The organism is Streptomyces sp. NBC_00557 (assembly GCF_036345995.1).
In the GTDB taxonomy this organism is placed as follows: Bacteria; Actinomycetota; Actinomycetes; order Streptomycetales; family Streptomycetaceae; genus Streptomyces.
Genome location: NZ_CP107796.1, coordinates 4,639,568 through 4,659,887, shown reverse-complemented (window position 1 = coordinate 4,659,887; position 20,320 = coordinate 4,639,568). Strand labels below are relative to the sequence as shown.

Below are 20,320 nucleotides of genomic sequence, written 5' to 3'. Positions count from 1 at the left end.
GTCCACCCCTCGGTCCGGAGTAGCCGCTCCATATGGGCCGAGGGGTTTTCCCGTTGTGCCGAGAACGACCGTAGCGAGAAGTGTGGACAATGTCCACACTTCTCGGAGAGGATGCCCTCATGCCCGATGCCCCCGAGCGGCAGCAGCCGGAGAGGGAGACGATGACCATCCCGAAACTCGCCGAGCGAGCGGGCGTGAGCCGGACATACATCCACCGGTTGGCGACCGATCCAGCGGAGGGATGGCCGGCACCGGTCTTTAGGCCGGGTAGCTCGCGCCCTGAGTACGACGTCGCCTGGTTCGATGAGTACTGGGCCGCACGGCAGGGGCGGATCCGTCAGGGCAAACGGACCGATCTCGAGAAGCCTGAGGAAGACTCCGAAGGCTAAGCAGCTCGCACGTAAGAAGGGCCCGCCGCGTCCGCAGCGCGGCGGGCTCTCTCATGCCGCAGGTCAGGCGGCAACAGGCTCCAGGTGGTGCTCCTCGTCGTCAGCCGTACGGGGCTGCCTGCGCTCGGCCTGGAAGTGACGCAGGGCCAGCCAACTGTCCGGCGGGTACTGGCACAGACACCACTCACACTGGACGGCCTTGCCCATGTCGGCGTACAGGCGCGCCCCACACACGGCGCCGGCGCGGTCGACGGCGATGCAGTAGCCGAGAAACGTGGGTTCGTCGGGGTCCTGGCCGGGGCGCACGACATGGCGGACGCGGTCGACCAGGCGCCGGATGTCCCAGCCGAAGGCCTCGCCGGCGTACCAGCGGGAAATCCAGTCGAGTTGCTCGGCGAGGTCGGCGGCCGCGATAGCGACACGGTGAGCGAGAGATGCCGCGCGGGGCGGCAGCGTCCAGCCGCGGGCCTCGTAGACGGCTTCGCGCCAGTCCTCGAGGACGCCGACGATTCCGCCGGCGGCGCACAGGTCCAGGACCTCGCTGTCGACGGGGAGCGGGGCCTCGGCGCGGCGGACGCGGCCGCCGTACTGGGCGCTGCCGGTGCGGCCCGGGATGAGCCAGGCGTCCAGGGATGCCCACATGCGCGGCAGCCGCTGCAGGCGGTCGCGGGTGGCGGTGATACAGCGGGGGCAGAGGGAGCCGTAGGGGAGTTCGTGGGTTTCACACAGGGTGCAGATCATGTGTGCAGCCCTCCTTGATACGTGGGGTCGTGCTCGGGCCACTCCAGGCGGCCGCCGCCGTATCCGCGGATCAGGTCCGGGAGGCTGGGGGCGGCCGAGGTGAGGCCGTATTCGAGGTCGTCTATGGCGACGGCCCATCCGTCCGGCAGCAGGAAGCCGGGCAGCACCTGGTGGGGCAGGTGCAGCCGGAACGTCACTGCCGGGACGCTGGTCATCGGTGCGAGTCGGGGAAGGGGCACAGGAAGACGTAGCCGGGCTTCTGCTCGGGGTCGGGTACGAGCGGCAGGCCCAGCAGCGGGGCCAGGTCTGCGTTGCCCGGTACGCCCGGCCGTGGTTCGGCCTTGGGCAGGACAGTCGCGAACTGGGCGAGGGTGTCCGGGTGGGCAGTGATCATCTGCACCGGGTCCAAGCGGGCCAGGATCAGCTTCATCGCCGCCGTCCCTTCCGGGGAGGCGGGCCATAGGGCGACTGCCACGCAGGTCGGCCAGCACAGCGGGGCCGGGTGTCCCGGTCAGTGAGGCCTGCACGATTCAGGTGCTCGGCGAGCTGCCGCAGGGTCTCCGCCCATGCCTGGGCGATAGGGCGGGCGGCCTCACGCAGGCGCTGAAACGCGTCAACGAGCGGGGCCAGGGCCTCCTGGGTGAACGCGCGGGCCTCGGCGCGGGCGAGGTCAGCCTGCGGTGAGCGGGTGCCACGTTCGGCGTCCAGGACGGCCTGCAGCGCTGCCTCGGTGGTCATCTCGTGCCGCTCGGTGAGGCGGCGGATGAGCAGGGCCCGGGCGGCGAGACGTGCCCGTTGCTCCTGCAGCGTGGGATCGGCCATCAGTCACTCCTCCCAGGGGAGTTCGCGGTGGCCAGCGGGGAGGGTGGCGAGTCGGCGGGCGCGTTCGAGGCGCTGGGGTGTGGTGCCGTAGGCGCGGTACTTGGTGCAGCGGGCGCAGCGGCCGTAGGTGCCCTGGTCCAGGAGCGCGTCGTGGCACACACAGGTGGAGTGGGCGGTCTGGATGAGAGAACAGTCCTGGTGGAACAGACCGGTTTCGCCCCGCCACCAGTGGCCGCGGGGCCGGTTCCACTGGTGGGAGATGTTGACCGGGTCGGTCTTGGTGTGGCGGCCGCGGCACCAGGTGCAGCGCGTCAACAGACGTCGGCGCAGGTCCTGCAGCGGGCGGATCTGTATGCGCCAGTGGTGGACGTGCCAGCGCCAGCCGCGAGTACGCCTCCACGTCCCGTCGCGGTGCTGGACGCGCTTGCTGCACACGGACAGGCTGTCGCGTCCGCCCGGTTCGCGGTGCCACACGGTGATCAGGCTGGGGAAGTACAGGCCTCTGCCGGCGAGGACCCAGAACGCTCCGCCGGGGCGCCAGCGCGTACCGGTGCGGGCGGCCTGGTCGGTTAGCCATACAGCGGGCTTGGGCCAGGGGGAGCGGATCTCGAATGCGACGGTCATGGGGTCATGCATGGTCAGTTCCTCCCGGCCTGTGCGGAGCCGGTGAGTGCCTCCTCGACGGCGTCCCAGGTCGGGCCGGCTGAGTCGGGGCTCACGGTGCGGGCTTCCTCGCGGAGGGCGCGGACGCGGGTGAGAGCCGATTCGGCTTCACGTAGCTGGGTGGCGAGGGTCGTGCCGTGCGGGCGGATGACGGCGAGGGCAGCCTCCGCCAGCTGGCGGTACCGGTCCTTAATGTCCGGATCCACGGTGCGCCAGGCACCGATGTTGTTGTGGGCGGTGAAGAGTGCCTCGGCGACGTGATCACGCAGCGGTGACTTGTCGTCGGTGAGTGCTTCCTCGGCGAACCTCCGCTTGGCTACCCGCACGACCGCAGCGAGTGCGGTACGTGCTTCCTCTGGGAGGTCACCCGTGCCGCGGACGGTGACCGTTTCGCCATCGATATCGACCGAGCAGCAGACATCAGTAGGAGGTGCAGGCGGCAGGTGCAGGCGGTACGCATTGGGCGGCAGAGTCGCTGCGCGGGGAAGCACGCTGTCGGGTTCGACGGTGAGGCTGCTGTGTGCCCAGTGCGGTGAACCGCCGTGGGTGACCTTGTTCCAGCCGGAGCCGTCCTCGTCATCGAGGTAGAAGGTCTCGGCGCCGTACGTCACTTCGACCGCTTTGCGGCGGGTGCCGACCAGGTGGCGGGCCCAGTAGAGGGGGAAGCTGTCGTTGTCGGCGACGATGGCGGTGATGCGGCGGGCCTGGCAGGGCTCGCCGTTCCATTGGGTTTCGGTCATGGGTCAGTCCTTCGGGGTGTCGATGTCGCGGAAGGGTTCGGTGGGCAGGGGGCGTCCGGTCTGCTTGGCCCACCAGCCGGCGCAGATGAGTTCGCCGAGCGGGACGTCCCGGGTGTGGCCGGGCGGCCGCCAGGAGCCGTAGGGCACGTACGAGCCGCCGTAGCCGCGGGCGGTGCCGTGGTGGCACCAGAACGGGCCGTCGTCCGGGATGCACTGGCCGGCGTCCTCGAGCTCGGGCGAGCCGGGCCGGAACGCGCAGTCGGGGCAGGGCTTGCGCATGACGCCGGGCGGGATCGGTGCCTCGCGGATCATGTGGGCGGGGAAGTGGGCGACGTCGTTGGTGAGGCCACTGCCGCCGCAGTGCAGGCAGCGGCCGGTGGACGGGCCCATGTCGCCCTGGTCGCACAGAGGGCAGAGGTAGCGGTAGACGACCAGGTCAGTCACGTCCCCACTCCAGACGCATGTCGGCGGGCACGCCCTGCTCGTGCATCTGCCGGGTGAGCTCGGCGGCCGCGGCGTCCATGCGATGGGGCAGCAGGGCCGCGAACGCCTCGTCTGCGGCGCGGCGTTCGGCGTCGGCCTGGTCCATCGCGGCGAAGGCCTGCGCTGCAGCCCGGCGGGGCCGCCGCCGGCGCTCGCGCAGTGCGGCCTCGGTGAGGACCAGGACGCCGAGCCCGAACGCGGCGGCGGGCGCGTACAGGTGGTGCAGGCCTGCGGTGGTGCCGGCGGCGGCGAGCAGCAGCGCGCCGAGGACGGCGGCGTGTTGATACCTGCGGGGTCTGCGCATGGTGGTCCTCCGGGTGCGGTGGTGGATGGCTTCGCAGGTGGCGGTGATCAGGAAGGCGAGGAAGCAGAGGGCGCCCGCGGCCGTGCAGGCGAGGCCAGCGATGAGGCACTGGCCGGGCTCGGCCGGCAGGGGGATGGCGGTGGTGGCGGGGGCGGTCACAGGTACTCCCCGGTGATGCGTACGGTCGTCAGGTCGCGGGGTCGGATGCGGCGTCCCTGGCCCCACAGGTCCGCGGTGACGTCCTGCCGAGGACGCTGCCTGCCATCGATGCAGCGGCAGACTCCGGTCGCCGGGAGGAAGTGGCCGCGTGGGCAGCGTGCTCGGCCGTTCACGGGCTGACCCTGATGTCGGCGAGCTGCACGCCTGCGGCCAGCTGCCGGTGTAGCTGCTGCAGGCGGGCCGTGGCCTGCTGGTCGCGGCGTGACAACGCCCGGCGGGCAGGGCCGGGAAGGGTTCCCCAGCAGGTCCAACACAGGTATTTGCCTGGCCCCTTGGGCTGGCGGCAGGACGGGCAGGGTGTCGTAGCCATGCGTCATGCACCCGCCGCCCGCTCAGCGAGGGTGTCAGTACCGCAGCCGGGCTCGGTGCACGTGCTCGCGTCGCCTTCCACCTCGAGGGCGGACAGGGCGAACCAGTCCAGGCCGAGCAGGTTCTGGTCGGGGGCGTGAGCCAGGCAGCGAAGTTGTCGGCCGTCACGCGACCGGTACGCCACCACCTCGGTGCTGCTGTTCTCACTGCTCACGGCTGTCTCCAATTCTGGGAGCGGGAGTTGGGTAGGGGCTGCGGGCCCGGACCGGGCGAGCACGGCGCGGATCCGGGCGACGTCGCGGCGGATCGCGGAGCGCTGGTCGGGGCGGAGCTTGCGCCAGCAGCCGGATCCGATCCGCCGGGCGAGAGCGGCAGCGGACCGGATCGGTCTGTGGCGCAGCAGGCACTCCGCCGGCTCGGGCTCGGTCACGATGGCTTCCTGACTCGGGCATGCCGTAGTGCGGCGTCGGCGAGGTGGGGCCCCGCGATGCAGCGGGCCTCGCCGCAGGTCGGGGTGACGTAGCCGCGCGGCGGGCGCCCGTGGTGCCGCTCGAAGACGACGCGGCGGGCGTTGTAACGGTGGCCCTCGGCGCACAGCTGCAGACAGCGGCCGTGGACCGGGCCGCGCCACAGGACGTGTCCGCCCGGTACGCCCAGCTCGGAGTACAGGGCGAGGACCTCGTCCACGGTCCGCGACGGCGCGACGTAGTCCTGCCCTGGCGTGGGCAGCCCGGACTGCCGGCGGATGGCCACGATGGTTGGCTGGCTCGCGCCGGTCTGCTCGCGGATCGTCCGGTAACTCGCGCCCTGCAGCAGCAGTGTGAGGACCTGCTGCTCCAGCGCGGCCCGCTCCTCCGGGGTACGGCGGCGGCCGTTGCTGGTGATGGGAATCCGGTAGGCCTTGCGGGTGGCCGCGATGACGCCCGGGCAGCAGCCGATCTCGTCCTGCACCTGGCGGTACGAGGCTCCCTGGCGCAGGAGGTCAGCGACGTCCTGGCGCGGCCGGTAGCGGCTCACCGTGCCCACCGCCAGCTGCCGTACGGGACGGCGGCGCGGCGGCCCGGGCGGCTCGAGGTGCGCGCCGGCCGCGGCCGGGGTCTGGTGCAGGTCGCGGCGTGGGGCATGGCCTGCCACTCGCCGCCCTCCAGACGGTCCCGCTCGGCGGTCAGAACGCGGACCTTGAGAGTGCCGGTGTGGTCGGTGCGCGCGGCGAGGTTGCCTTTGGGGTCGGGATCGGCATTGACGGCCTGCCGCCGGCCGTTCACGGTGATCGCCCACCGGATCCGGGCAAGGCAGCCGTCGCACAGGACGACGTCGTGCTCACTGGGCATGGGGTGTCCTCCGGTCAGTACCGGTCTCGTCGGTGACGTTCGGCCTGTCCAGGAGCGGGAGCGTCCTGAGGTGGCCGTAGATGTGCAGGGCCACAGCCGGGCCCAGGTCGGTGATCGCGGCGCGGATCTCCTCGTCGGAGGCGGCCTGACGCTGGCGGTAGGTGGCCTTCGGCGGGAGCGCGGCCGTCCCGGCAGGCGGCCCGGGCCGCGGTTCCTCGCCGGACTGCTGCCGGCGGGCGGCGGCCGCGGTGGCCGGCTCGCGCTGCGCCTGGTCCTCGAGGGCGCGCAGCCTGCGCCGGCGCTCGGCCATGCGCTCCTCGGCGGCGGCCAGCTCGGCATCCCGGCGGGCGCGTGCGGCGGCCGTCTGCCGGTTGACCGCGCACAGTTCGCAGTCCTCGCCGCTGGGCCAGATGACGCCGGTCTCGCACTCGGGCCGTCCGCAGCCGTGCCGGACGAGGCCCGCGCCGAGTAGCCAGCGGCCGATGTCCCGGATCTCCTCGGTGGTGGCGTAGCGGCGGCTGAGCCGGTCGATCAGCCGGTCTTCGCTGCCGCCCGGGGCGTCCAGCTGCTCGCCGATGGTGCGGGCGATGCGCCGCAGCACGAACGGGCGGATCTCGCCGAGGTGGTGCCGTACGGGCTCGAGGACGCGCCAGACACGGGGGGACAGCTGCAGGACGGGGCCGGTGTACGCGGGACGGCCAGCGGCCGGGCCCGGGCCATCGGTTCCGGCATCCGTGCGCAGCACGAGATCGCCCGAGCCGAAGGCGGCCAGAACACGGTTATCCACAGGATCCGCAGCGCACTTACGGTCACCTCGCCTACGGCGGATACCCCCACCCAGCTGCGTCTTCTCAGGTCGGTCAGTTCCCAGGTCTTCCTTAGACGCGAGGGATCCGTCACCAAGATCCGAACCCGATCCGTCTTCAATGACCGGTGCCGCCTCGTCCCACAGGGCGAGCTGCTCGATGGCGGGCGGCTCCTCGGCCGGGGCGGCCGGGACGGTGCGCAGCGGGTGTCGGCGGGTCTCGTACGCGTGGCGGCCCTGCTCGCCCTCGCGGCGGTGCACGGTGAGCCAGCCGGTGGCCTCCAGTTCGTCCACCAGGCGGCGGGCCTGCCGCTCGCCGAGGTGCTCGCCGGCGCGCTTGCCGGTGTGGTGGTGCAGCATCTCGCCCAGCTCGGCGGCCGTGACGGGGATACGGCGGGCGGTGGCGTAGGCGAGGAGCGCGTACAGACGCAGCAGGCGGGGGGTGAGGGCCTCGGCGGCGCGGACGGGTATGCGCACCCACAGCTCATCTTCGGTGAGCTGGCGGGTGACGCGGTGGGCGGAGTCGCCGGTGCCGCCGCGCTTGGTGCGGCGGACGGTGGGGACTTCCGTGATGCCGTCGATGGGGTCCGGCTGGGTGAGCGGGCGCAAGCCGCGCTCCACCGCGCTCTTGGACATGCCCAGGTACTCGGCGAGGGTGGCGACACGGGCAGTGCAGCCCTCCGGGCGGAGGGCGAGGGCTGCCACCTTGACGTAGACGCTCAGGGCCGCATCGGGGTACTGAGCGCCTACGACCAGGCGCAGGGGCACGCGGATGGTGAGTCCGCCGTCGCGCGTGCGCACGCCGGCGGCCGCGGGATGCGGCTGGGCGTGCGGTGCAGCCTCGGGGGCTGCGAGCGCGGCGGCGGACATGAGGATCCTCGGGCGACGGTGGTGGGTCAGGAAGGGGAGTCGGTGGCGGTGCGGCAGGTGTGCTCGCGTCCGCCGCTGCGGGCGCCGGCCTCGCAGCACTGGTCCGGCGGGGCCGACTGGGAGGCAGCCAGCGCCTCAAGGGCCCGCTCCTTGGCCGCGAGCATCTGGTCCACGAACGTCTCGGCGGCCGCGGTGCCGCCGGAGATCTCGATGTGCGCCAGCACCGCACCGAAGAGGTCGGGGGCGAGGCAGGACGGCAGGAGGATCCCGATGTCGTCCGGCGGGAAGTTCTGCTCGTTGAACAGGTGCAGGGACAGCAGCGGACTGCCGTGCGAGCAGGACGCGTTGGATACCAGGCCGGCACCGCCGTTCGTAGCGAGGAAGCGGCGGCTGGGCGTCGATCGGTGAAGGTGCATGGGACCTCGTCTGCTGGGAGGGATGGGGCACTGGGCGGGCGAGTGCGGTCATCGCCCGCCCAGGCGTCGTGGGTCAGGCCGGCCGGGCCTTGCGGGCGCGCAGCTGCTCGAGGACGGCCTGCGGCACGCACAGCTGGTAGACCAGCTCCTTCTTCTGGGCGCCGACGGCCGGCGTGTAGGTGGTGAGCCAGCCGCGCTGGAAGAGGATCTCCAGATGCACCTGGACGCGGGCCTCGTTCAGGCCCGAGGCAGAGGACAGCTCGGCCACCGTGGGCGTGTGCCGCCAGGTGCGACCGGTGCGGTAGTCCGCGTAGCCGAGCAGGACCAGGCCGAGGAGGCGTGACTCGGGGAGCATCTGGCTGAGCCGCATGCCCTGCTGGAACACCTGGCGGAGGATCTCGTTCTTGCGCAGGCGTCCCCGGGCGGTCGGATCGGTGGCCTTCGGCTCCGCGGCCGTGGGCATCGGCTCGGGCGCGGCCTGCTGGACGGGCGGCGCGGTCGGGACGGGGCGCGGCGCGGGCGCCGCCGGCCGCAGGACGGCGGGGGTGCGGCCGGCGAGGTCGCGCGGGGTCGGGATGGCGGGTGCGGTCATGGCGTCGATTCCTCGTGCTCGGTGCTGCCGGTGGGGTCGGCATCGGTGTCCGGTGGGGGCTGACGGTGGATCGGCCAGCCCGGGCCCGGCGGGGCTTCGGGCTGGCCCTTCTCAGCGGCGGGCGTGTGGTTGGCACACCCGCCAGCCGGTCAGGTACTGGCGCGCGTAGGTGAGGGCGTGGGGAAAGGCGAGGGACTCGCACGCCCGCCGGGGGCGGCTTCTCACACCAGCGCGCGGTTGTTCAGCGTGAAGGTGAGCGCCGACTCGGCCTGGACGCCGTAGGCGTAAGCGGCGTCAGGCAGCCCGGCCGCAATGTCCAGGGCGGCGTGCATCGCGCTCGCCTCGTGATCCGCCACGTACTGCTGACGCCCGATGCTCTCGGCCTCGGTGCCGGCGGCGAGGCACCGCTCGTACGCGCGGCGGGCGTCCTCGAGGGCCGCCGCGCCGGCGTACCGGTCCAGCTGCAGCGCGGGCATCCCGCCGAAGTCGCAGCCGCCGTCGACGTCGACCTCGAACAGCACGCGGGCGGGCTGCTCGCCGACCTGCACCTGCCGCACCGCCCAGTTGGCGCCGTGCGCATAGGCCATGGCCGCATCGGTGTAGAGCCGCTCCAGCCGGTGCTTGGTCTCCAGCTGGATGGTGCCGATCCGGCTGAGCGCCGCCAGGTGCGGCTCCTGGTCGATGGTGCGGCCGGGGTAGCGCCGGTCGACCTTGCCGTCCAACAGCTTGATCCGGTCCAGGTCGACGTGACCGCATGCGAGGACGGCGGCCTGGTAGGCGCGCTGGCACTCGCGGGCGGCCGCGCCGAGGGCGTAGACGCTGTCGATGAGGCTGATGTCCCAGGAGGGGTTGCGCAGGGTCATGAGGCTCCGATCGGGCTTGCAGTGGCGGGCAGTTCGGTGCAGGTGTGGCGCTCCCAAAGCGCGGCGAGGCTGTCAGCGGTGCCGTTCGCGGTGGTGCGGCCGAGGACACGGCCGCACTGGCAGGTGCCGACCAGTTCGCAGTCGCCGAACTCGAGGACCAGGGCATGGCCACCGGCGAGGGTCTTCGGGAAGCCGGTGGCCGGCGGGCTCGCGTGGGGCTGGCGGAACGCGCGGGCGAGCAGGTTGGTGGCCTCCTCGGCCTGGTAGCCGACGGCCTGCAGGACGGCGACGATCTCGGCGCGTGCAGTGGACCCGCCCGCCGCGGCCGGTATGCGGCGGCGGGTGTCCTTCTCCAATGCGCTGTCGATCGCCTCGGCGAGTACCTCGGGCGTGGCCGTCCAGGTCGGGTCGGTGGTGCTGGGGCCGAGCAGCTGCACGACCGAGCCGCGCAGCTCGTACGCCAGGGGCTCGCGCACCGGGCGTAGGTGGCGCAGGACAGCGGCGATGACGTCCGCGCGGGACATCAGCGGTCACCGCCCTGGCGCATGGGAACGGCGCGGAGTTCGGCCCGGGCGCGTGCGATCGCCGCGCAGCGGCCGGGGCAGTACCAGTGCGCGGCCGCGCCGTCGGCGGAACCGCGGACCTGGACCATGCCGGCGGCGGGCGGCCGGCCGTGGGCAGCGGCCGGGGAGCCGCAGCCGTCGGCCGTGCACACCTCGAACGGTGTGGACGCGGCGGGCGGGCGGCCCTTCCCGGTCAGGCCCTTGTTCCAGGCGAGCCGGGCCCTGCGCTGGGCCTCGCTGGTCTCCGGCAGACGCGGGCGTGTCCGGTGTGGTGCGGGCATCAGACGGCCACCACCAGCGGGCGCGCGGCGCGCAGTTCGGCGTCGGCGATCCAGGCCGCGGCCCCCTCGAGCGTGGTGAGCCCGTTGGAGGCGTAGCGCCAGCGCAGGGTGGAGACGTGGTGGGCGCCGTTCGGGTCCGGTACGGCTCCGGCGATCCAGAGCGGGGTGCCGGAGGCGTCGCGGTATCGGGTGATGAGTCCGTACAGGGTGGCCTCGGTGACGGTGGCCGGCTGCCGGGTCACCAGGTACTGGTGCGGCTCGCCGCCGGGGATCGCCGGGCGCCCGGGCCACAGCCACACCTCGCCGATCTGGCGCGGGGGCTGGCCCCAACCGGTGGCGGAGGTGTGGGAGATGACCTGGGCGAGGCTCTCGCCGGAGATGGTGTGCACGGTGCCGCAGGTCTTGCACACCAGCCGGAGCTGGACGCGGGTGAAGGTGTCGCCGTGGCTGCAGATGTCGTTGCCGCAGCGGTGGTGCTCGGCTCCGGTGGCGACGGGGCGGCCGCCCTCGGTGTGCAGCACCTGGGCGTCGTCCCAGACGGGGTGGGCGCAGCCGGGCGCGTGGTCCAGGGGGTTCCATCCGAAGTAGACGTGTTCGATCAGCTCGGTCATGCGGCTTCCTTGGTGTGGCGTGCGAGCTGCGGGCGGACCTGCCGGAGGGGCTGTGTCTCGGCGAGTGCCGGCGGGGCGGCGTGCCGGGGCCTGCGCTGGGGAGCGCGGGTGGGCATCGGCGGGACCTGCGGCCGGGGCGGCTTGCGGGTGGCGTGGTAGTCGGGCAGCTCGCCCTGGTCCAGGGCGGCCTTGAGGAGGCCGAGCAGGACGGCGGAGGTGCCGGCGCCGATGCCGCCCGCGGCCAGCCACTGAGCGGCGGTCGCGGGCCCGTTCACGTCGTGGCCGGTGCGATCAGGCCCGCGAGGCGGGCAGCGGCGCGGTCGGTGAGCAGGTCGGGGACGCCCTCGCCGCGCAGCTTGACGACCGCGCCGTCCTTGCTGCCGGTCGCGGTGGCGATGTCACCGGTGATCTCGACCCTGGCCGGGTCGATATTGAGCTGGTGCAGCCACCAGCCCCACTCCATGAGCGAGGTGGCGCGGACGGTGACCTCGAGGGTGAGCGCGTCCACGATCACGGCCGAGGTGACGTCGGGCTGCCGCAGGACCAGGGCGCGGGCGTTGCCGGCCGGGGTGTCGAAGTCCACGTCCAGGCCCGGCCGCATGGCACCGTCCGGGAACAGGGCTGCGGTGTCCTCGCCGCAGAGGTGGACCGCGACGCCGTCCAGTGCGCCGACGGCGTACGCGTGGGTGCCCTGCACAGTGACCGCGTCGTCCGAGATGCCCAGCTTGGCCAGCCACCACTGCCAGGCAGCGAGGGTGCGCGGCCGAATCGTCAGCCCGAGGTAACTCCCTGTGGGGATGTCGGTGGCACGGACGTCGTGATGGCGGCGGAGCTGGGCGGCGAGGGCGGCGGCTGGCGAGTCGTAGTCAACGTCGTCGGCGATGCGCGTGGTGCAGCCGGCGTACTCGGTCGTCGTCACCCCGGTCTGCTCGTCCACCGCGACGGTCGGGGCCGGCATGTAGGCGACCGGGGCGTCCTCGCCGGCCGCTGCGACCGCCTCGGCGATCAGCGCCCGGACGGGGCCGGTGAGTTCGAGGGCGAGGGCCTCAATCTGGCGGGCATCCAGCGGCAGAGCCAGCAGGGCAGCGGCGTCCTGGACACGGCCGTGGAGACGGTGCGGGAGAGTCTCGTTCACCGCGCACCGTCCGCGGCCTCGGCACCGGCCGGGACGTAGGCCATCGCCTGCAGCTCCTCGGTGGTGGCGCAGGCGCTGCACAGGGCGACCATCTGCCGGTTTCGGACCCAGTAGCAGCCGCCCTCACACGCGGCATTCTCGGTGCAGCCGCAGCGCACACAGCGGGGCTCGTCCTCCTCGTCCAGGCGCTCGGTGTTGATCGCCGGTACGGGCGTCACAGCGGGTACCTGAGCGGCGTCGGTGGTGGCGCGAGCAAGCGGCACGATGGTGGCGGCCTCGGCCGGTGCGGTCGTCGTGGTTTCGGGCACCGTGGTGGTGGGCGCGGGCTGGCCCTCGAACTCGGCGGCCTGTTCGGTGGAGACGAGGGCGCTGCCGCGGACCTCGATGCCCTGGACGCGGGCGATTGCGTCCAGGAAGACGCCGAAGGCCGTGTCGGCGCGGGTGATCGGCACGTCCAGGGCTGCGGCCAGCTCGTACAGGCCGACGCCGTTCTCGGCGCGGTACTTGCAGTGCACGCGCCAGCCGGACGGGAAGTCCTGCTCGGTTTCGACGGCGAACGGCCGGACGGCGAGGCCGGTGATGAGGGAGCCGATGACCGCGTGGGCGTGTTCGAAGGAGTCGGCGGCGGGCGTGGTGCCGGTAGCCTGGTCCATGTGGACCTCATTTCAGGTTGGTTGAGGTGAGGTGACGTCTCGAGCGGGGCCGGACGGACCGGGCAGGGTCCGGGCGGCCCCGTTTGTTCATGCGCGGGGCTTGCGACGGCTCGGGATGAACTCGGGGGCCGGCGGGGCCGAGTCGCGGTCGGCGGCCGCGACGCCGGCCTCCTTCGCCATCCAGCTGCGGACGGCGTCGGGGTCGAATCGCCTGCCGCGGAACACGGTGGGCTCCACGGGGCATCCGCGCTGCACCCACTTGTTCACCGTCCAGTTGGAGACGCCGTACCGCGCCATCAGCTCGGCGGTGGTGAGGAGAGGCGAGAGCCCGGTAGGGCGGAGCGTCTCGGAGCGCTCAGCGAGGGTCTGAGTCGCCATGGGATTTACCTTTCCACTGTGTCAGTAGAAACTGAGGGCATGTCGAAGTGCTGCTGCAAGGGTTCGTCCAGCGCCGTGGTGATCAGCCACGCCGTACGCAGCCGGCACACTTTCGCCGCCGTCTTGCCGCGTCCGGTCACCTTGCTGACGGTCGCGACGCTGACCCCTTGTCCGCGGACGTCAACCTCCCGCGTTCGTGCGGCAAGTTCGGCCTGCGTCACCCCGCGGCGCGCCATTGCGTCTCGAAGTGGCTGGCCTTCGCCCTTGCGGATCAGGTCGGTCATGTGGGGCCTCGCGCCTATCGGGGACTGCGTGACGGACTGACCCGTCGTTGACACAGTTCTACTGTGTCAGTGTCAATGAGGTCAAGTGAGCGTCGGTGAGTTTCAGTGAGTGTCAGTGAGTGTTGATGACCGCACGCCGCCTGTGGCATATTTCGAAAGCGTGTTCTAGAGGTGTGGCATATGCCGAGCGCAACGGCGTGTGACGGGGAGGTCGCACGCCGCGGCCGTTATGCGCCACGCTTCTACTTTCGCTTGCAAAAGTAGAAGATCAACAGGCAGTCTTAGTGCGTGGACAAGCCGGAGCGCACAGAGGATCTGGCGCAGCTTCTCGCTCGACTCAAGGACACGTACAGGGTCAGTGACAGCGAGATCGCGCGCCGCATTGGCGTCGCTCCCGCCACGGTGAACAGCTGGGTGCACCGCAAGCGCGGCGGCGGCCGCGGACCGAAGCGGGAGGCACTCCAAGCGCTCGCGCGCGAGTTCCCCAAGTTCACCGAAGAGGAGATCTTCCGCGCCGCCGGCCGTCAGTCCCCAGGCCCTCTCAGCGCTGAGGCCGAGGCCCGCATCCTCGAGTTGTGGCGCGGTCTCACCGAGGACCAGCAGCGCGCGAAGGAAGTTGAGCTGCGCGCCCTGAATGAGATGAACCGCACGGGGCAGTAGGTACAACCCTGCACGTCCTCCGCGAGTCTCCGTATGAACGGAAGCGTTCACTCACTGTGAGTCGTCGTTAACAACATGCTCAACAGTGGTCGATAATTCCACCATCCGGAGGTACGGTCGGACGTGCTGCCGATGTCCTCCCCCGTCGGCGACAGGTCCCTTCTACCTGCGCATTCCGGGGGTACGCATGTGTGTCCGCGTCCACTTCGCTCGGCCTGAGAGCCAGCCGGGTTTCGATGCCGACAAGCGTGTGATCAGGGTCCCGAGCGGGCTTCCCCACGTACACACCGTGACGCTCGTACGCGCCATTCTCCGCGAACTCATCGTGGACCAGCCGGCGTTCGGTGCAGTCTGCTGGTGCGGGGAGCCTGTCGACTTGATCCCCCGCATACCTCACCAGCGAATGACTGAACAGGTGGTGAACCATGGGGCGTAGGGGCTCGAACAACCCCCGCCAGCTGCGCCAGAAGACCTGCGGCTGCCCTCTCTGCATGGAGAAGTACCCGCCCGAGAAGTACGGCCAGCGCAACCGCCGGCGCGACTGCACCGGGTCCTGGCAAGCCCGCTACCGGGACCCGGACGGGAGGCAGAAGCAGAAATGCTTCCCGATCAGCGAGGGCGGCAAGAAGGCCGCCGAGGCGTTCCTCGATGAGGTCCGCACCCGGGTGCGCAAGCGGACGTACGCCGACCCTAAGCGCGGCGAGATCACGCTCTCGCAGTGGTGGGAGCTGTGGTGGCCAGCGCAGCCGAAGAAGGCCGTGACGACGACGAACAGGAAGCTGAGCAACTGGCGGGCCCACATCGAGCCGAAGTGGGGCGGCTGGCGGCTGTGCGATCTGGAGTACATCGAGCTCCAGAAGTGGATCACCAATGAGGTGAAGGGCTACCACACCCGCAAGAAGGTGATGGAGTTGCTCAACCAGATGCTGCGCGCGGCGATCAAGGACGGCAAGCGGATCCCGTTCAACCCGGCCGCCGAGGTCGAGATCGGAGCGGCGCCGAAGAAGGACGCCGAGGACACCCGGCCGCCGACCCGGGAACAGTGCGCGCTCATCCGCCAGCACGTCGCGGTCTGGTACCGGCCCCTCGTCGTGTTCCTCGAGGAGACGGGCATGCGCTGGGGCGAGGCGACCGGTCTGCGGTGGGCTCACGTCGACCTGGAAGCTAAGCACCTCAAGGTGAAGGAAGTGCTCACCGAGGACAAGGGCACCCTCATCCGCAAGGCCGCGCCCAAGTCGGTGGCCGGCTTCCGCACGGTGCCGCTCACCCCCGAGGCCGTTGAGGCCGTCGAGACGATGGCGGCTCGCTTCAAGCCGGTCACCACTGTCTCCCCCATCGGTGACGGGCGGGACCTGCATCCGGAAGAGCTGGTGTTCCGCGGGCCCAACGGCGGCTGCCTGACTCGTCACAACTTCCGCCGGACGTGGATCCCTGCGATCCAGGCCGCTGGCCTGGCACGGAAGGTGAGGAACGAGGAGACGGGCCGGGACGAGTGGTGGCCGCGGGTGCACGACCTGCGCCATGTGTTCGCCACCCGGCTCAAGGACCTCGGCGTCCCCGAGAAGGACGTGCAGACGGTCATGGGCCACGACCGCGGGTCGAAGGTGACGTGGCTGTACCAGCACTCGGCGGAGGACGTGGCGGCCCAGGTCCTCGCCGCGATGGTCCCGGACAAGCCCGAGCCCGAGCGGCTGCTGAAGGCGGTGTGAGGCCGGATGCCACGCGGATGCCACATGGATGCCACAACACCCCCTCACTGATCCTCACCGAGGCTCACTGAAACCTGCTTTTCCAGGTCAGCCCCCTGCATTGCGAGACTCACTGAGGCTCACTCAGCCTCACCGAGACTCATGGACGATGAACGTTTTCTCCTAAAGCGGGTGTCGCAGGTTCGAATCCTGCCGGGGGCACAAGGGAAAACGGCCCGGACCGATTATGGTCCGGGCCGTTTTGACGGCATGATTTGACGGCAGCAGGCATCGTCGCTACTCGTCGGCGCTGTCACGCTGAGGTGGCGCTAGCTCGATGCTCCGTACGCGGCGGAGCCAGCGCGCCAGAGCAAACAGCGATGCACCAGCGACGCCGCAAGGTTCCCAGACCTGGGCCACAAGTGCACTAAGACCACCGTCCCAACGATGTAGATGGCCTGGGTGCCAACGACCGAAGTAAGGAAGGCGTTGGTGCGCGACGAGGTGCCGAGGAGCCAGTCCACCGGCCGCCATGCAGGACGCGCAACATCACTGGCTCGCATTCGGACAGCAGCGAAGAAGAATCCCAGGGCTAGAAGAAGCTGCCGGCGCGTTGTGAAGACGACACCGTCCTCGGGAAACCCGGCGAGTACAGTCGACCACTCCTCGTACAAGTGAGGTCTGCGAGGCCCAGATAGCCAGGCAGCCAGATGCGTCGCCCGTCGCGCCACTGGGGCTGGTGCCGTCTCCACTTGGGCTGCCGTCTGAAACATAGGGTCTTCCATGAATCGAACAGCCGCATGGATACCCTCACGAACGACCGCCTCCCGGTCACCCCTCACGATGCGTACGACGAGGCGCCGGTTGGCATCGGCGTTGACGGCCAGGAACCACAGATCAGGTCCGAGTTTCACCTCGTCCACACGTACTGCCCTACGTCCGGAAGAAATGACGTGCTTCGATGGGCGCAGCCGTCCAGACGCATAACCGACGACACCCGCCCCCAGAAGATCTTGAGCATCGCGGTCGGAGAAGTACCGTACGGACGTCGATCCGCGGTCCCCAGTGCTCTGCATCCGGTATTGCATATGACAGGTGTCATGCCGGAGCCGACACCGAACCTGAGTGGAACCAGGCAGGCGTTCCTGGCCGAAGCGGCAGCAACCGGCCCCTCCAGCGGCATGGGCCTGGGTGACGGGGAACGGTCACATCGCGAAATGGCCCGAGCAGCTCCCACGTTCCCTCAAGAGTCGGTGGGTACCCACTGACGCACACCGTGGTCGTTCGTGCCGTACCAGTAGTGGGGCAGGCCCTTGATGCTGCTGGTGCGGAACGGGTGGCCGTGGTCGTCGATGCGGACCGTGCCGGTGCGGCCCTGGGATGACCAGTCGAGTTCCAGGTACCAGTTGCAGTCGTAGGCCTCGGTCGTCGCGGTGACCTGCAGCACCTCCGGGTCCTCGACGGAGACGCGGTAGGGGAACTGCACCGCGGGGACGGGCCTTCCGCTGTCGTTGCCGGGGCGGGCGTGGGCGATCGGGCGGTCGACGTCCAGGTTCACGGAGAAGTTGCGGGGCGGCAGATCACTGCCGCAGCCCTGGCCCATGGCGTACGCGTTGCCGGTGACCGGGGTGCCGCGGCTGACGATACGGACCCGGAGGGCCGCGAGGACCACGGCCGTGGACGACTTCCCCTGCACCGAGATCTGCACCATCGTCTGCCGCCCAGGTACCGCCTGCTGCGTCGCTGCCCACACTCCGGCGTCCTGCTGTACCGGCGGCGGGGGCACCTGGGCCGGCTCCTTCCCGATGACGTAGTCGTGCCCGCAACCGCCGTCCCAGATCTGCGAGTCGGCGGTCCACGTGAGTGGCACACCGGTTGGCACGGGGGCGTCGCTCTTCGTCTCCGCCGACGATCCGCCCTTCGACTCGGGGCTCCCTGAAGCCCGTACTCCTGTGGAGGGCGAGGCCGAGGAACGGCTGCGGGAGGGGCTGGCCGCAGGGGCCGAGGGGTGGTGTGACGTACCGGTTCCTGTCGTACGGGACTGACCGGGGGCCTTGGCGGAGTTGTCGTGAGACCGGTCGGCCGACAGTGCCGACATACTGCCCAGCGTCACCAGCAGTACGGTCGCCGTGGCTGCGCCGACGACGGTGCGGCGACGGCGGTACCAGGGCCGTCCAGTTGAGCGGACCGCATCTCCCTGGGCCGTCGACTCGCGACTGCCCGGTCCGGGAGCGTCGGGAGCAGCCAGTGCGGCGTCGGGTGCGCCCGCATCGAGTCGCGGTGGTGATCCGCTCGTGCCGCCCCCGTCACCACCGATGCCGTCGGCGCCGCCACCCATACTGCGCGTGCTGCCATCCGCACGCCCCGCCGTCCGGCTGCCCGGACCCGAAGTCCGCTCGTCCCCTGTCGGCTTCAGTGCCCCTTCGGTCTTTGTCGGCTCCGCTGCCTCCTCACCCGCCCTCGGCCGCTGTCGTGCCGTCACCGCGAGCAGCCACAGGCGGTGCAGATCGAGGCGTTCCTCCGGTGTTGCTCCGCAGAAGGCGGCCAACCGCTCCACCGGGGCGTAGTCCTGCGGGACCGTCTCGCCCGCGCAGTAGCGGTGCAGCGTGGAGGTGTTCATGCCGAGACGGCGGGCCAGGGAGCCGTAGCTCCGGTCCGTGCGGTCCTTCAGCCGGCGCAGCAGCGCCGCGAACTGCTCGACGTCGTCCTCGGTCGACACCGCTCCCCCAACCTCCCACGTGTCCCCGCATCTCAGGCGGTCCATATACCTGCACGTCAGATGGGCTGGGATGGTTCCACCCTCGCCGGGCGGGCGTCCGGCGTTGCGCCGAGCCGTCGTGACGGCTGATGCTCTTGGTGTCGCACCGACCAGGACCGGACCGGCCAGTCGGCGGCGGGCGACAAACGACACTCATGCACTCATCCACGGGAGACACCCATGCCCCAGCGCACCCGAGCAGGGCCGCCCCTCGCACTCGCCGTCACGGGCTCGCCCTCGGCCGACGCTCGCCACACTGGCAAAGGTCGCGGCCAGGGCGTCGGCTTCCTCACGGCGGTCCAACTCCCGTCGTATCCAGGCTCGTCCTGAACGGTCGGCAAGGTCACCGCCTGCGTACCGGAGGTGGTGGAACGGACCGCTGTCTATGCATGGCGCTGAGCGGCGACGGCCCGGACCTGGTACCGGGAGCTGCGCACCGAACTCGACAGGAGCGACCGTCCGTCAGGTCAGCGTGCAGTTGTCCAGGACGGCTGTGGTGAAGGGGCGCTTCTCACGGCCGAGCAACGACATCAAGTCCTGTGCGCACGCATCGAGAAGGCGGGCCCGGAGACCGAGGCCACGCTGAAGGACTACGGCACGCTGCCTGCCGAAGAGGGCAGGCACGGATACGGCCTGCACCGGTGACCTCCTGGGGCGTCTTCGACACCCGTCTCGCGACTTCCGGCATGCGCCGGTGAAGGCCTCCAAGAAGACGGCCGTCACGGGCCGTGGACAAGCTCCGCTGACCGCGTGACCGGGGCTGCCCTCCGCCACGGGGGTGGGGAGGGCGGCCAATCGACCACTGACAGGGTCATTCGGCGCGATTCAGCAGGACTTGGTGTCGTCGATCGCGCCCCGAGCCGCGGCAGGGGGGAATGGGTCCGCGAAGCAGCAGATGTTCATGACTCCGGGGCAGCGCCCGCCGGCCCGAAAAGGCGATAGCCACACGACGGCCGCGGCACGAAGACACCGGGCCGTAGCAACCACATATGGACCAGAAAAGGAAGATGCACATGAACAGGAAGTCCCCCGCACACCGCCGTCCGGGCCGCCGCGCGGCCGTCGCCGCCGGCCTCGTCCTGGCTGTCGGACTCGGTGTGTCGACACAGGTGTCGGCACAGGCATCCGTCCATGCCCCCGCAAAGTCGTCCGCCGCCGCACCGCAGTCCGTCAGCGGCACGAGCGGCCAAGTGGTGACCCGGGTCGCCGACTTCTACGGCGCGTACATCGACGCGATCGGCGACTACTCGGACCCGGACGCCACCCTGGAAACGGCGCTCCGCAAGCACTACCTGACGCCCGACTTCGCCAAGCGACTGGCGGACTGGGAGAAGAAGCACGGGGCGGACGGTGTTCTGCGTGCTCAAAACGTCCCGCGGAAGTGGACGGTGACCGACAACGGCGCCGTGGGTAACGGCCATGAGGTCATCGTCACCCTGACCTTCGGCAGCGGGGAGACGACGCAGAAGATCAAGCTTTTCGTGCTGGTGGAGCGGTACAACCACATCATCGACATCGGCACCACGAGCAACCGCTGACAGCGGAGCCGCTCCGCCCGGTCTGTGGCCCCGCGTGGTCCCAACTGAAATCTTTGGGCTGCAGGCGCAGCAGGCCGTCGACGACCTGTTCTCCTCTGCGGTGACGGGCAGTTATTACCGGCCCCTGCCCCGACTGCTCGCAGGCACCTCACACCGTCTGGCCGGGGCAGAACGCCTGACCAGAGTTGCTGATGGCACGGATGGGCGTCGGGGTCTGTCGGCTA

Annotated in this window: 28 protein-coding genes; 4 read left to right on the top strand and 24 right to left on the bottom strand. The window is 70.8% G+C overall.

Annotated features, from left to right (window positions below; all coding sequences use genetic code 11):
• The first annotated feature begins 89 nt into the window (after positions 1-89).
• Positions 90-389 (top strand): hypothetical protein, encoded by a 300-nt coding sequence (locus tag OG956_RS20185; protein ID WP_330339380.1) that lies wholly within the window; start codon positions 90-92, stop codon positions 387-389.
• A gap of 63 nt (positions 390-452) precedes the next feature.
• On the opposite strand, the gene OG956_RS20180 is transcribed toward OG956_RS20185, so the two are convergent.
• The 23 genes from OG956_RS20180 to OG956_RS20070 form a co-directional block, all read right to left on the bottom strand.
• The gene (locus OG956_RS20180) at positions 453-1,130 is read right to left on the bottom strand and encodes a hypothetical protein (RefSeq protein ID WP_330339379.1); all 678 of its coding nucleotides are present in this window, start codon (positions 1,128-1,130) and stop codon (positions 453-455) included.
• Positions 1,127-1,345, bottom strand: a complete 219-nt coding sequence (locus OG956_RS20175) for a hypothetical protein (RefSeq protein ID WP_330339378.1) — start codon at positions 1,343-1,345, stop codon at positions 1,127-1,129. Before OG956_RS20175 ends, OG956_RS20180 begins: the two co-directional genes overlap by 4 nt.
• Positions 1,342-1,560, bottom strand: coding sequence for a hypothetical protein (locus OG956_RS20170; RefSeq protein WP_330339377.1), 219 nt, complete (start codon positions 1,558-1,560; stop codon positions 1,342-1,344). Before OG956_RS20170 ends, OG956_RS20175 begins: the two co-directional genes overlap by 4 nt.
• Positions 1,557-1,952 carry a hypothetical protein gene (locus OG956_RS20165; RefSeq protein ID WP_330339376.1) on the bottom strand — a complete coding sequence of 132 codons (396 nt, stop codon included), beginning with the start codon at positions 1,950-1,952 and terminating at the stop codon, positions 1,557-1,559. The genes OG956_RS20170 and OG956_RS20165 overlap by 4 nt, the downstream gene beginning before the upstream one ends.
• Positions 1,953-1,955: 3 nt before the next feature.
• Positions 1,956-2,588, bottom strand: coding sequence for a hypothetical protein (locus OG956_RS20160; RefSeq protein WP_330339375.1), 633 nt, complete (start codon positions 2,586-2,588; stop codon positions 1,956-1,958).
• Between the two features lie 2 nt (positions 2,589-2,590).
• The gene (locus OG956_RS20155; protein WP_330339374.1) at positions 2,591-3,355 is read right to left on the bottom strand and encodes a hypothetical protein; all 765 of its coding nucleotides are present in this window, start codon (positions 3,353-3,355) and stop codon (positions 2,591-2,593) included.
• 3 nt (positions 3,356-3,358) lie between these two features.
• Complete coding sequence (locus tag OG956_RS20150) at positions 3,359-3,799, bottom strand: hypothetical protein (protein ID WP_330339373.1); 441 nt, start codon at positions 3,797-3,799, stop codon at positions 3,359-3,361.
• Positions 3,792-4,301 carry a hypothetical protein gene (locus OG956_RS20145; protein ID WP_330339372.1) on the bottom strand — a complete coding sequence of 170 codons (510 nt, stop codon included), beginning with the start codon at positions 4,299-4,301 and terminating at the stop codon, positions 3,792-3,794. The genes OG956_RS20150 and OG956_RS20145 overlap by 8 nt, the downstream gene beginning before the upstream one ends.
• A 373-nt stretch (positions 4,302-4,674) precedes the next feature.
• Complete coding sequence (locus tag OG956_RS20140) at positions 4,675-5,100, bottom strand: hypothetical protein (RefSeq protein ID WP_330339371.1); 426 nt, start codon at positions 5,098-5,100, stop codon at positions 4,675-4,677.
• Complete coding sequence (locus OG956_RS20135; RefSeq protein WP_330339370.1) at positions 5,097-5,687, bottom strand: hypothetical protein; 591 nt, start codon at positions 5,685-5,687, stop codon at positions 5,097-5,099. Before OG956_RS20135 ends, OG956_RS20140 begins: the two co-directional genes overlap by 4 nt.
• Positions 5,684-6,001 (bottom strand): hypothetical protein, encoded by a 318-nt coding sequence (locus OG956_RS20130; protein ID WP_330339369.1) that lies wholly within the window; start codon positions 5,999-6,001, stop codon positions 5,684-5,686. The genes OG956_RS20135 and OG956_RS20130 overlap by 4 nt, the downstream gene beginning before the upstream one ends.
• Positions 5,991-7,676, bottom strand: a complete 1,686-nt coding sequence (locus OG956_RS20125; protein ID WP_330339368.1) for a hypothetical protein — start codon at positions 7,674-7,676, stop codon at positions 5,991-5,993. The genes OG956_RS20130 and OG956_RS20125 overlap by 11 nt, the downstream gene beginning before the upstream one ends.
• 26 nt (positions 7,677-7,702) lie before the next feature.
• Complete coding sequence (locus tag OG956_RS20120) at positions 7,703-8,092, bottom strand: hypothetical protein (protein WP_330339367.1); 390 nt, start codon at positions 8,090-8,092, stop codon at positions 7,703-7,705.
• A gap of 73 nt (positions 8,093-8,165) precedes the next feature.
• Positions 8,166-8,684, bottom strand: coding sequence for a hypothetical protein (locus tag OG956_RS20115; protein WP_330339366.1), 519 nt, complete (start codon positions 8,682-8,684; stop codon positions 8,166-8,168).
• A 221-nt stretch (positions 8,685-8,905) separates the two neighbouring features.
• Positions 8,906-9,547 carry a hypothetical protein gene (locus OG956_RS20110; protein ID WP_330339365.1) on the bottom strand — a complete coding sequence of 214 codons (642 nt, stop codon included), beginning with the start codon at positions 9,545-9,547 and terminating at the stop codon, positions 8,906-8,908.
• Positions 9,544-10,071, bottom strand: coding sequence for a hypothetical protein (locus tag OG956_RS20105; RefSeq protein ID WP_330339364.1), 528 nt, complete (start codon positions 10,069-10,071; stop codon positions 9,544-9,546). The genes OG956_RS20110 and OG956_RS20105 overlap by 4 nt, the downstream gene beginning before the upstream one ends.
• Entirely contained in the window at positions 10,071-10,391 is a 321-nt protein-coding gene (locus tag OG956_RS20100) for a hypothetical protein (RefSeq protein ID WP_330339363.1), read from the bottom strand. The genes OG956_RS20105 and OG956_RS20100 overlap by 1 nt, the downstream gene beginning before the upstream one ends.
• Positions 10,391-11,002, bottom strand: coding sequence for a hypothetical protein (locus OG956_RS20095; RefSeq protein ID WP_330339362.1), 612 nt, complete (start codon positions 11,000-11,002; stop codon positions 10,391-10,393). The genes OG956_RS20100 and OG956_RS20095 overlap by 1 nt, the downstream gene beginning before the upstream one ends.
• Entirely contained in the window at positions 10,999-11,277 is a 279-nt protein-coding gene (locus tag OG956_RS20090) for a hypothetical protein (RefSeq protein ID WP_330339361.1), read from the bottom strand. Before OG956_RS20090 ends, OG956_RS20095 begins: the two co-directional genes overlap by 4 nt.
• Positions 11,274-12,137 carry a hypothetical protein gene (locus OG956_RS20085; protein ID WP_330339360.1) on the bottom strand — a complete coding sequence of 288 codons (864 nt, stop codon included), beginning with the start codon at positions 12,135-12,137 and terminating at the stop codon, positions 11,274-11,276. Before OG956_RS20085 ends, OG956_RS20090 begins: the two co-directional genes overlap by 4 nt.
• Positions 12,134-12,790: a hypothetical protein gene (locus tag OG956_RS20080; protein ID WP_330339359.1), complete on the bottom strand. Its 657-nt coding sequence runs from the start codon at positions 12,788-12,790 to the stop codon at positions 12,134-12,136. Before OG956_RS20080 ends, OG956_RS20085 begins: the two co-directional genes overlap by 4 nt.
• An 87-nt stretch (positions 12,791-12,877) precedes the next feature.
• Positions 12,878-13,168 carry a hypothetical protein gene (locus OG956_RS20075; RefSeq protein WP_330339358.1) on the bottom strand — a complete coding sequence of 97 codons (291 nt, stop codon included), beginning with the start codon at positions 13,166-13,168 and terminating at the stop codon, positions 12,878-12,880.
• Positions 13,169-13,173: 5 nt separating this feature from the next.
• A complete protein-coding gene (locus OG956_RS20070; protein WP_330339357.1) occupies positions 13,174-13,452 on the bottom strand; it encodes a helix-turn-helix domain-containing protein in 279 nt (92 codons plus the stop codon).
• A 288-nt stretch (positions 13,453-13,740) separates the two neighbouring features.
• On the opposite strand from OG956_RS20070, the gene OG956_RS20065 reads away from it, so the two are divergent.
• Together OG956_RS20065 and OG956_RS20060 are read left to right on the top strand one after the other, a co-directional pair.
• Positions 13,741-14,112 carry a helix-turn-helix domain-containing protein gene (locus tag OG956_RS20065; protein WP_330339356.1) on the top strand — a complete coding sequence of 124 codons (372 nt, stop codon included), beginning with the start codon at positions 13,741-13,743 and terminating at the stop codon, positions 14,110-14,112.
• Between the two features lie 491 nt (positions 14,113-14,603).
• Positions 14,604-15,821, top strand: a complete 1,218-nt coding sequence (locus OG956_RS20060) for a tyrosine-type recombinase/integrase (protein WP_330339355.1) — start codon at positions 14,604-14,606, stop codon at positions 15,819-15,821.
• A gap of 1,222 nt (positions 15,822-17,043) precedes the next feature.
• Here OG956_RS20060 and OG956_RS20055 read toward each other — a convergent pair.
• Entirely contained in the window at positions 17,044-18,564 is a 1,521-nt protein-coding gene (locus tag OG956_RS20055) for a helix-turn-helix domain-containing protein (RefSeq protein ID WP_330339354.1), read from the bottom strand.
• A gap of 1,007 nt (positions 18,565-19,571) precedes the next feature.
• Here OG956_RS20055 and OG956_RS20050 point away from each other — a divergent pair.
• Positions 19,572-20,096, top strand: a complete 525-nt coding sequence (locus OG956_RS20050) for a hypothetical protein (protein ID WP_330339353.1) — start codon at positions 19,572-19,574, stop codon at positions 20,094-20,096.
• The last annotated feature ends 224 nt before the right edge of the window (positions 20,097-20,320 follow it).

Coding starts and splice junctions, on each gene's coding strand:
- OG956_RS20185 (WP_330339380.1), top strand. CDS start 90: ATGTCCACACTTCTCGGAGAGGATGCCCTCATGCCCGATGCCCCCGAG.
- OG956_RS20180 (WP_330339379.1), bottom strand. CDS start 1,130: ATGATCTGCACCCTGTGTGAAACCCACGAACTCCCCTACGGCTCCCTC.
- OG956_RS20175 (WP_330339378.1), bottom strand. CDS start 1,345: ATGACCAGCGTCCCGGCAGTGACGTTCCGGCTGCACCTGCCCCACCAG.
- OG956_RS20170 (WP_330339377.1), bottom strand. CDS start 1,560: ATGAAGCTGATCCTGGCCCGCTTGGACCCGGTGCAGATGATCACTGCC.
- OG956_RS20165 (WP_330339376.1), bottom strand. CDS start 1,952: ATGGCCGATCCCACGCTGCAGGAGCAACGGGCACGTCTCGCCGCCCGG.
- OG956_RS20160 (WP_330339375.1), bottom strand. CDS start 2,588: ATGCATGACCCCATGACCGTCGCATTCGAGATCCGCTCCCCCTGGCCC.
- OG956_RS20155 (WP_330339374.1), bottom strand. CDS start 3,355: ATGACCGAAACCCAATGGAACGGCGAGCCCTGCCAGGCCCGCCGCATC.
- OG956_RS20130 (WP_330339369.1), bottom strand. CDS start 6,001: ATGCCCAGTGAGCACGACGTCGTCCTGTGCGACGGCTGCCTTGCCCGG.
- OG956_RS20125 (WP_330339368.1), bottom strand. CDS start 7,676: ATGTCCGCCGCCGCGCTCGCAGCCCCCGAGGCTGCACCGCACGCCCAG.
- OG956_RS20120 (WP_330339367.1), bottom strand. CDS start 8,092: ATGCACCTTCACCGATCGACGCCCAGCCGCCGCTTCCTCGCTACGAAC.
- OG956_RS20115 (WP_330339366.1), bottom strand. CDS start 8,684: ATGACCGCACCCGCCATCCCGACCCCGCGCGACCTCGCCGGCCGCACC.
- OG956_RS20110 (WP_330339365.1), bottom strand. CDS start 9,547: ATGACCCTGCGCAACCCCTCCTGGGACATCAGCCTCATCGACAGCGTC.
- OG956_RS20105 (WP_330339364.1), bottom strand. CDS start 10,071: ATGTCCCGCGCGGACGTCATCGCCGCTGTCCTGCGCCACCTACGCCCG.
- OG956_RS20100 (WP_330339363.1), bottom strand. CDS start 10,391: ATGCCCGCACCACACCGGACACGCCCGCGTCTGCCGGAGACCAGCGAG.
- OG956_RS20095 (WP_330339362.1), bottom strand. CDS start 11,002: ATGACCGAGCTGATCGAACACGTCTACTTCGGATGGAACCCCCTGGAC.
- OG956_RS20080 (WP_330339359.1), bottom strand. CDS start 12,790: ATGGACCAGGCTACCGGCACCACGCCCGCCGCCGACTCCTTCGAACAC.
- OG956_RS20075 (WP_330339358.1), bottom strand. CDS start 13,168: ATGGCGACTCAGACCCTCGCTGAGCGCTCCGAGACGCTCCGCCCTACC.
- OG956_RS20070 (WP_330339357.1), bottom strand. CDS start 13,452: ATGACCGACCTGATCCGCAAGGGCGAAGGCCAGCCACTTCGAGACGCA.
- OG956_RS20060 (WP_330339355.1), top strand. CDS start 14,604: ATGGAGAAGTACCCGCCCGAGAAGTACGGCCAGCGCAACCGCCGGCGC.
- OG956_RS20055 (WP_330339354.1), bottom strand. CDS start 18,564: ATGGACCGCCTGAGATGCGGGGACACGTGGGAGGTTGGGGGAGCGGTG.
- OG956_RS20050 (WP_330339353.1), top strand. CDS start 19,572: ATGAACAGGAAGTCCCCCGCACACCGCCGTCCGGGCCGCCGCGCGGCC.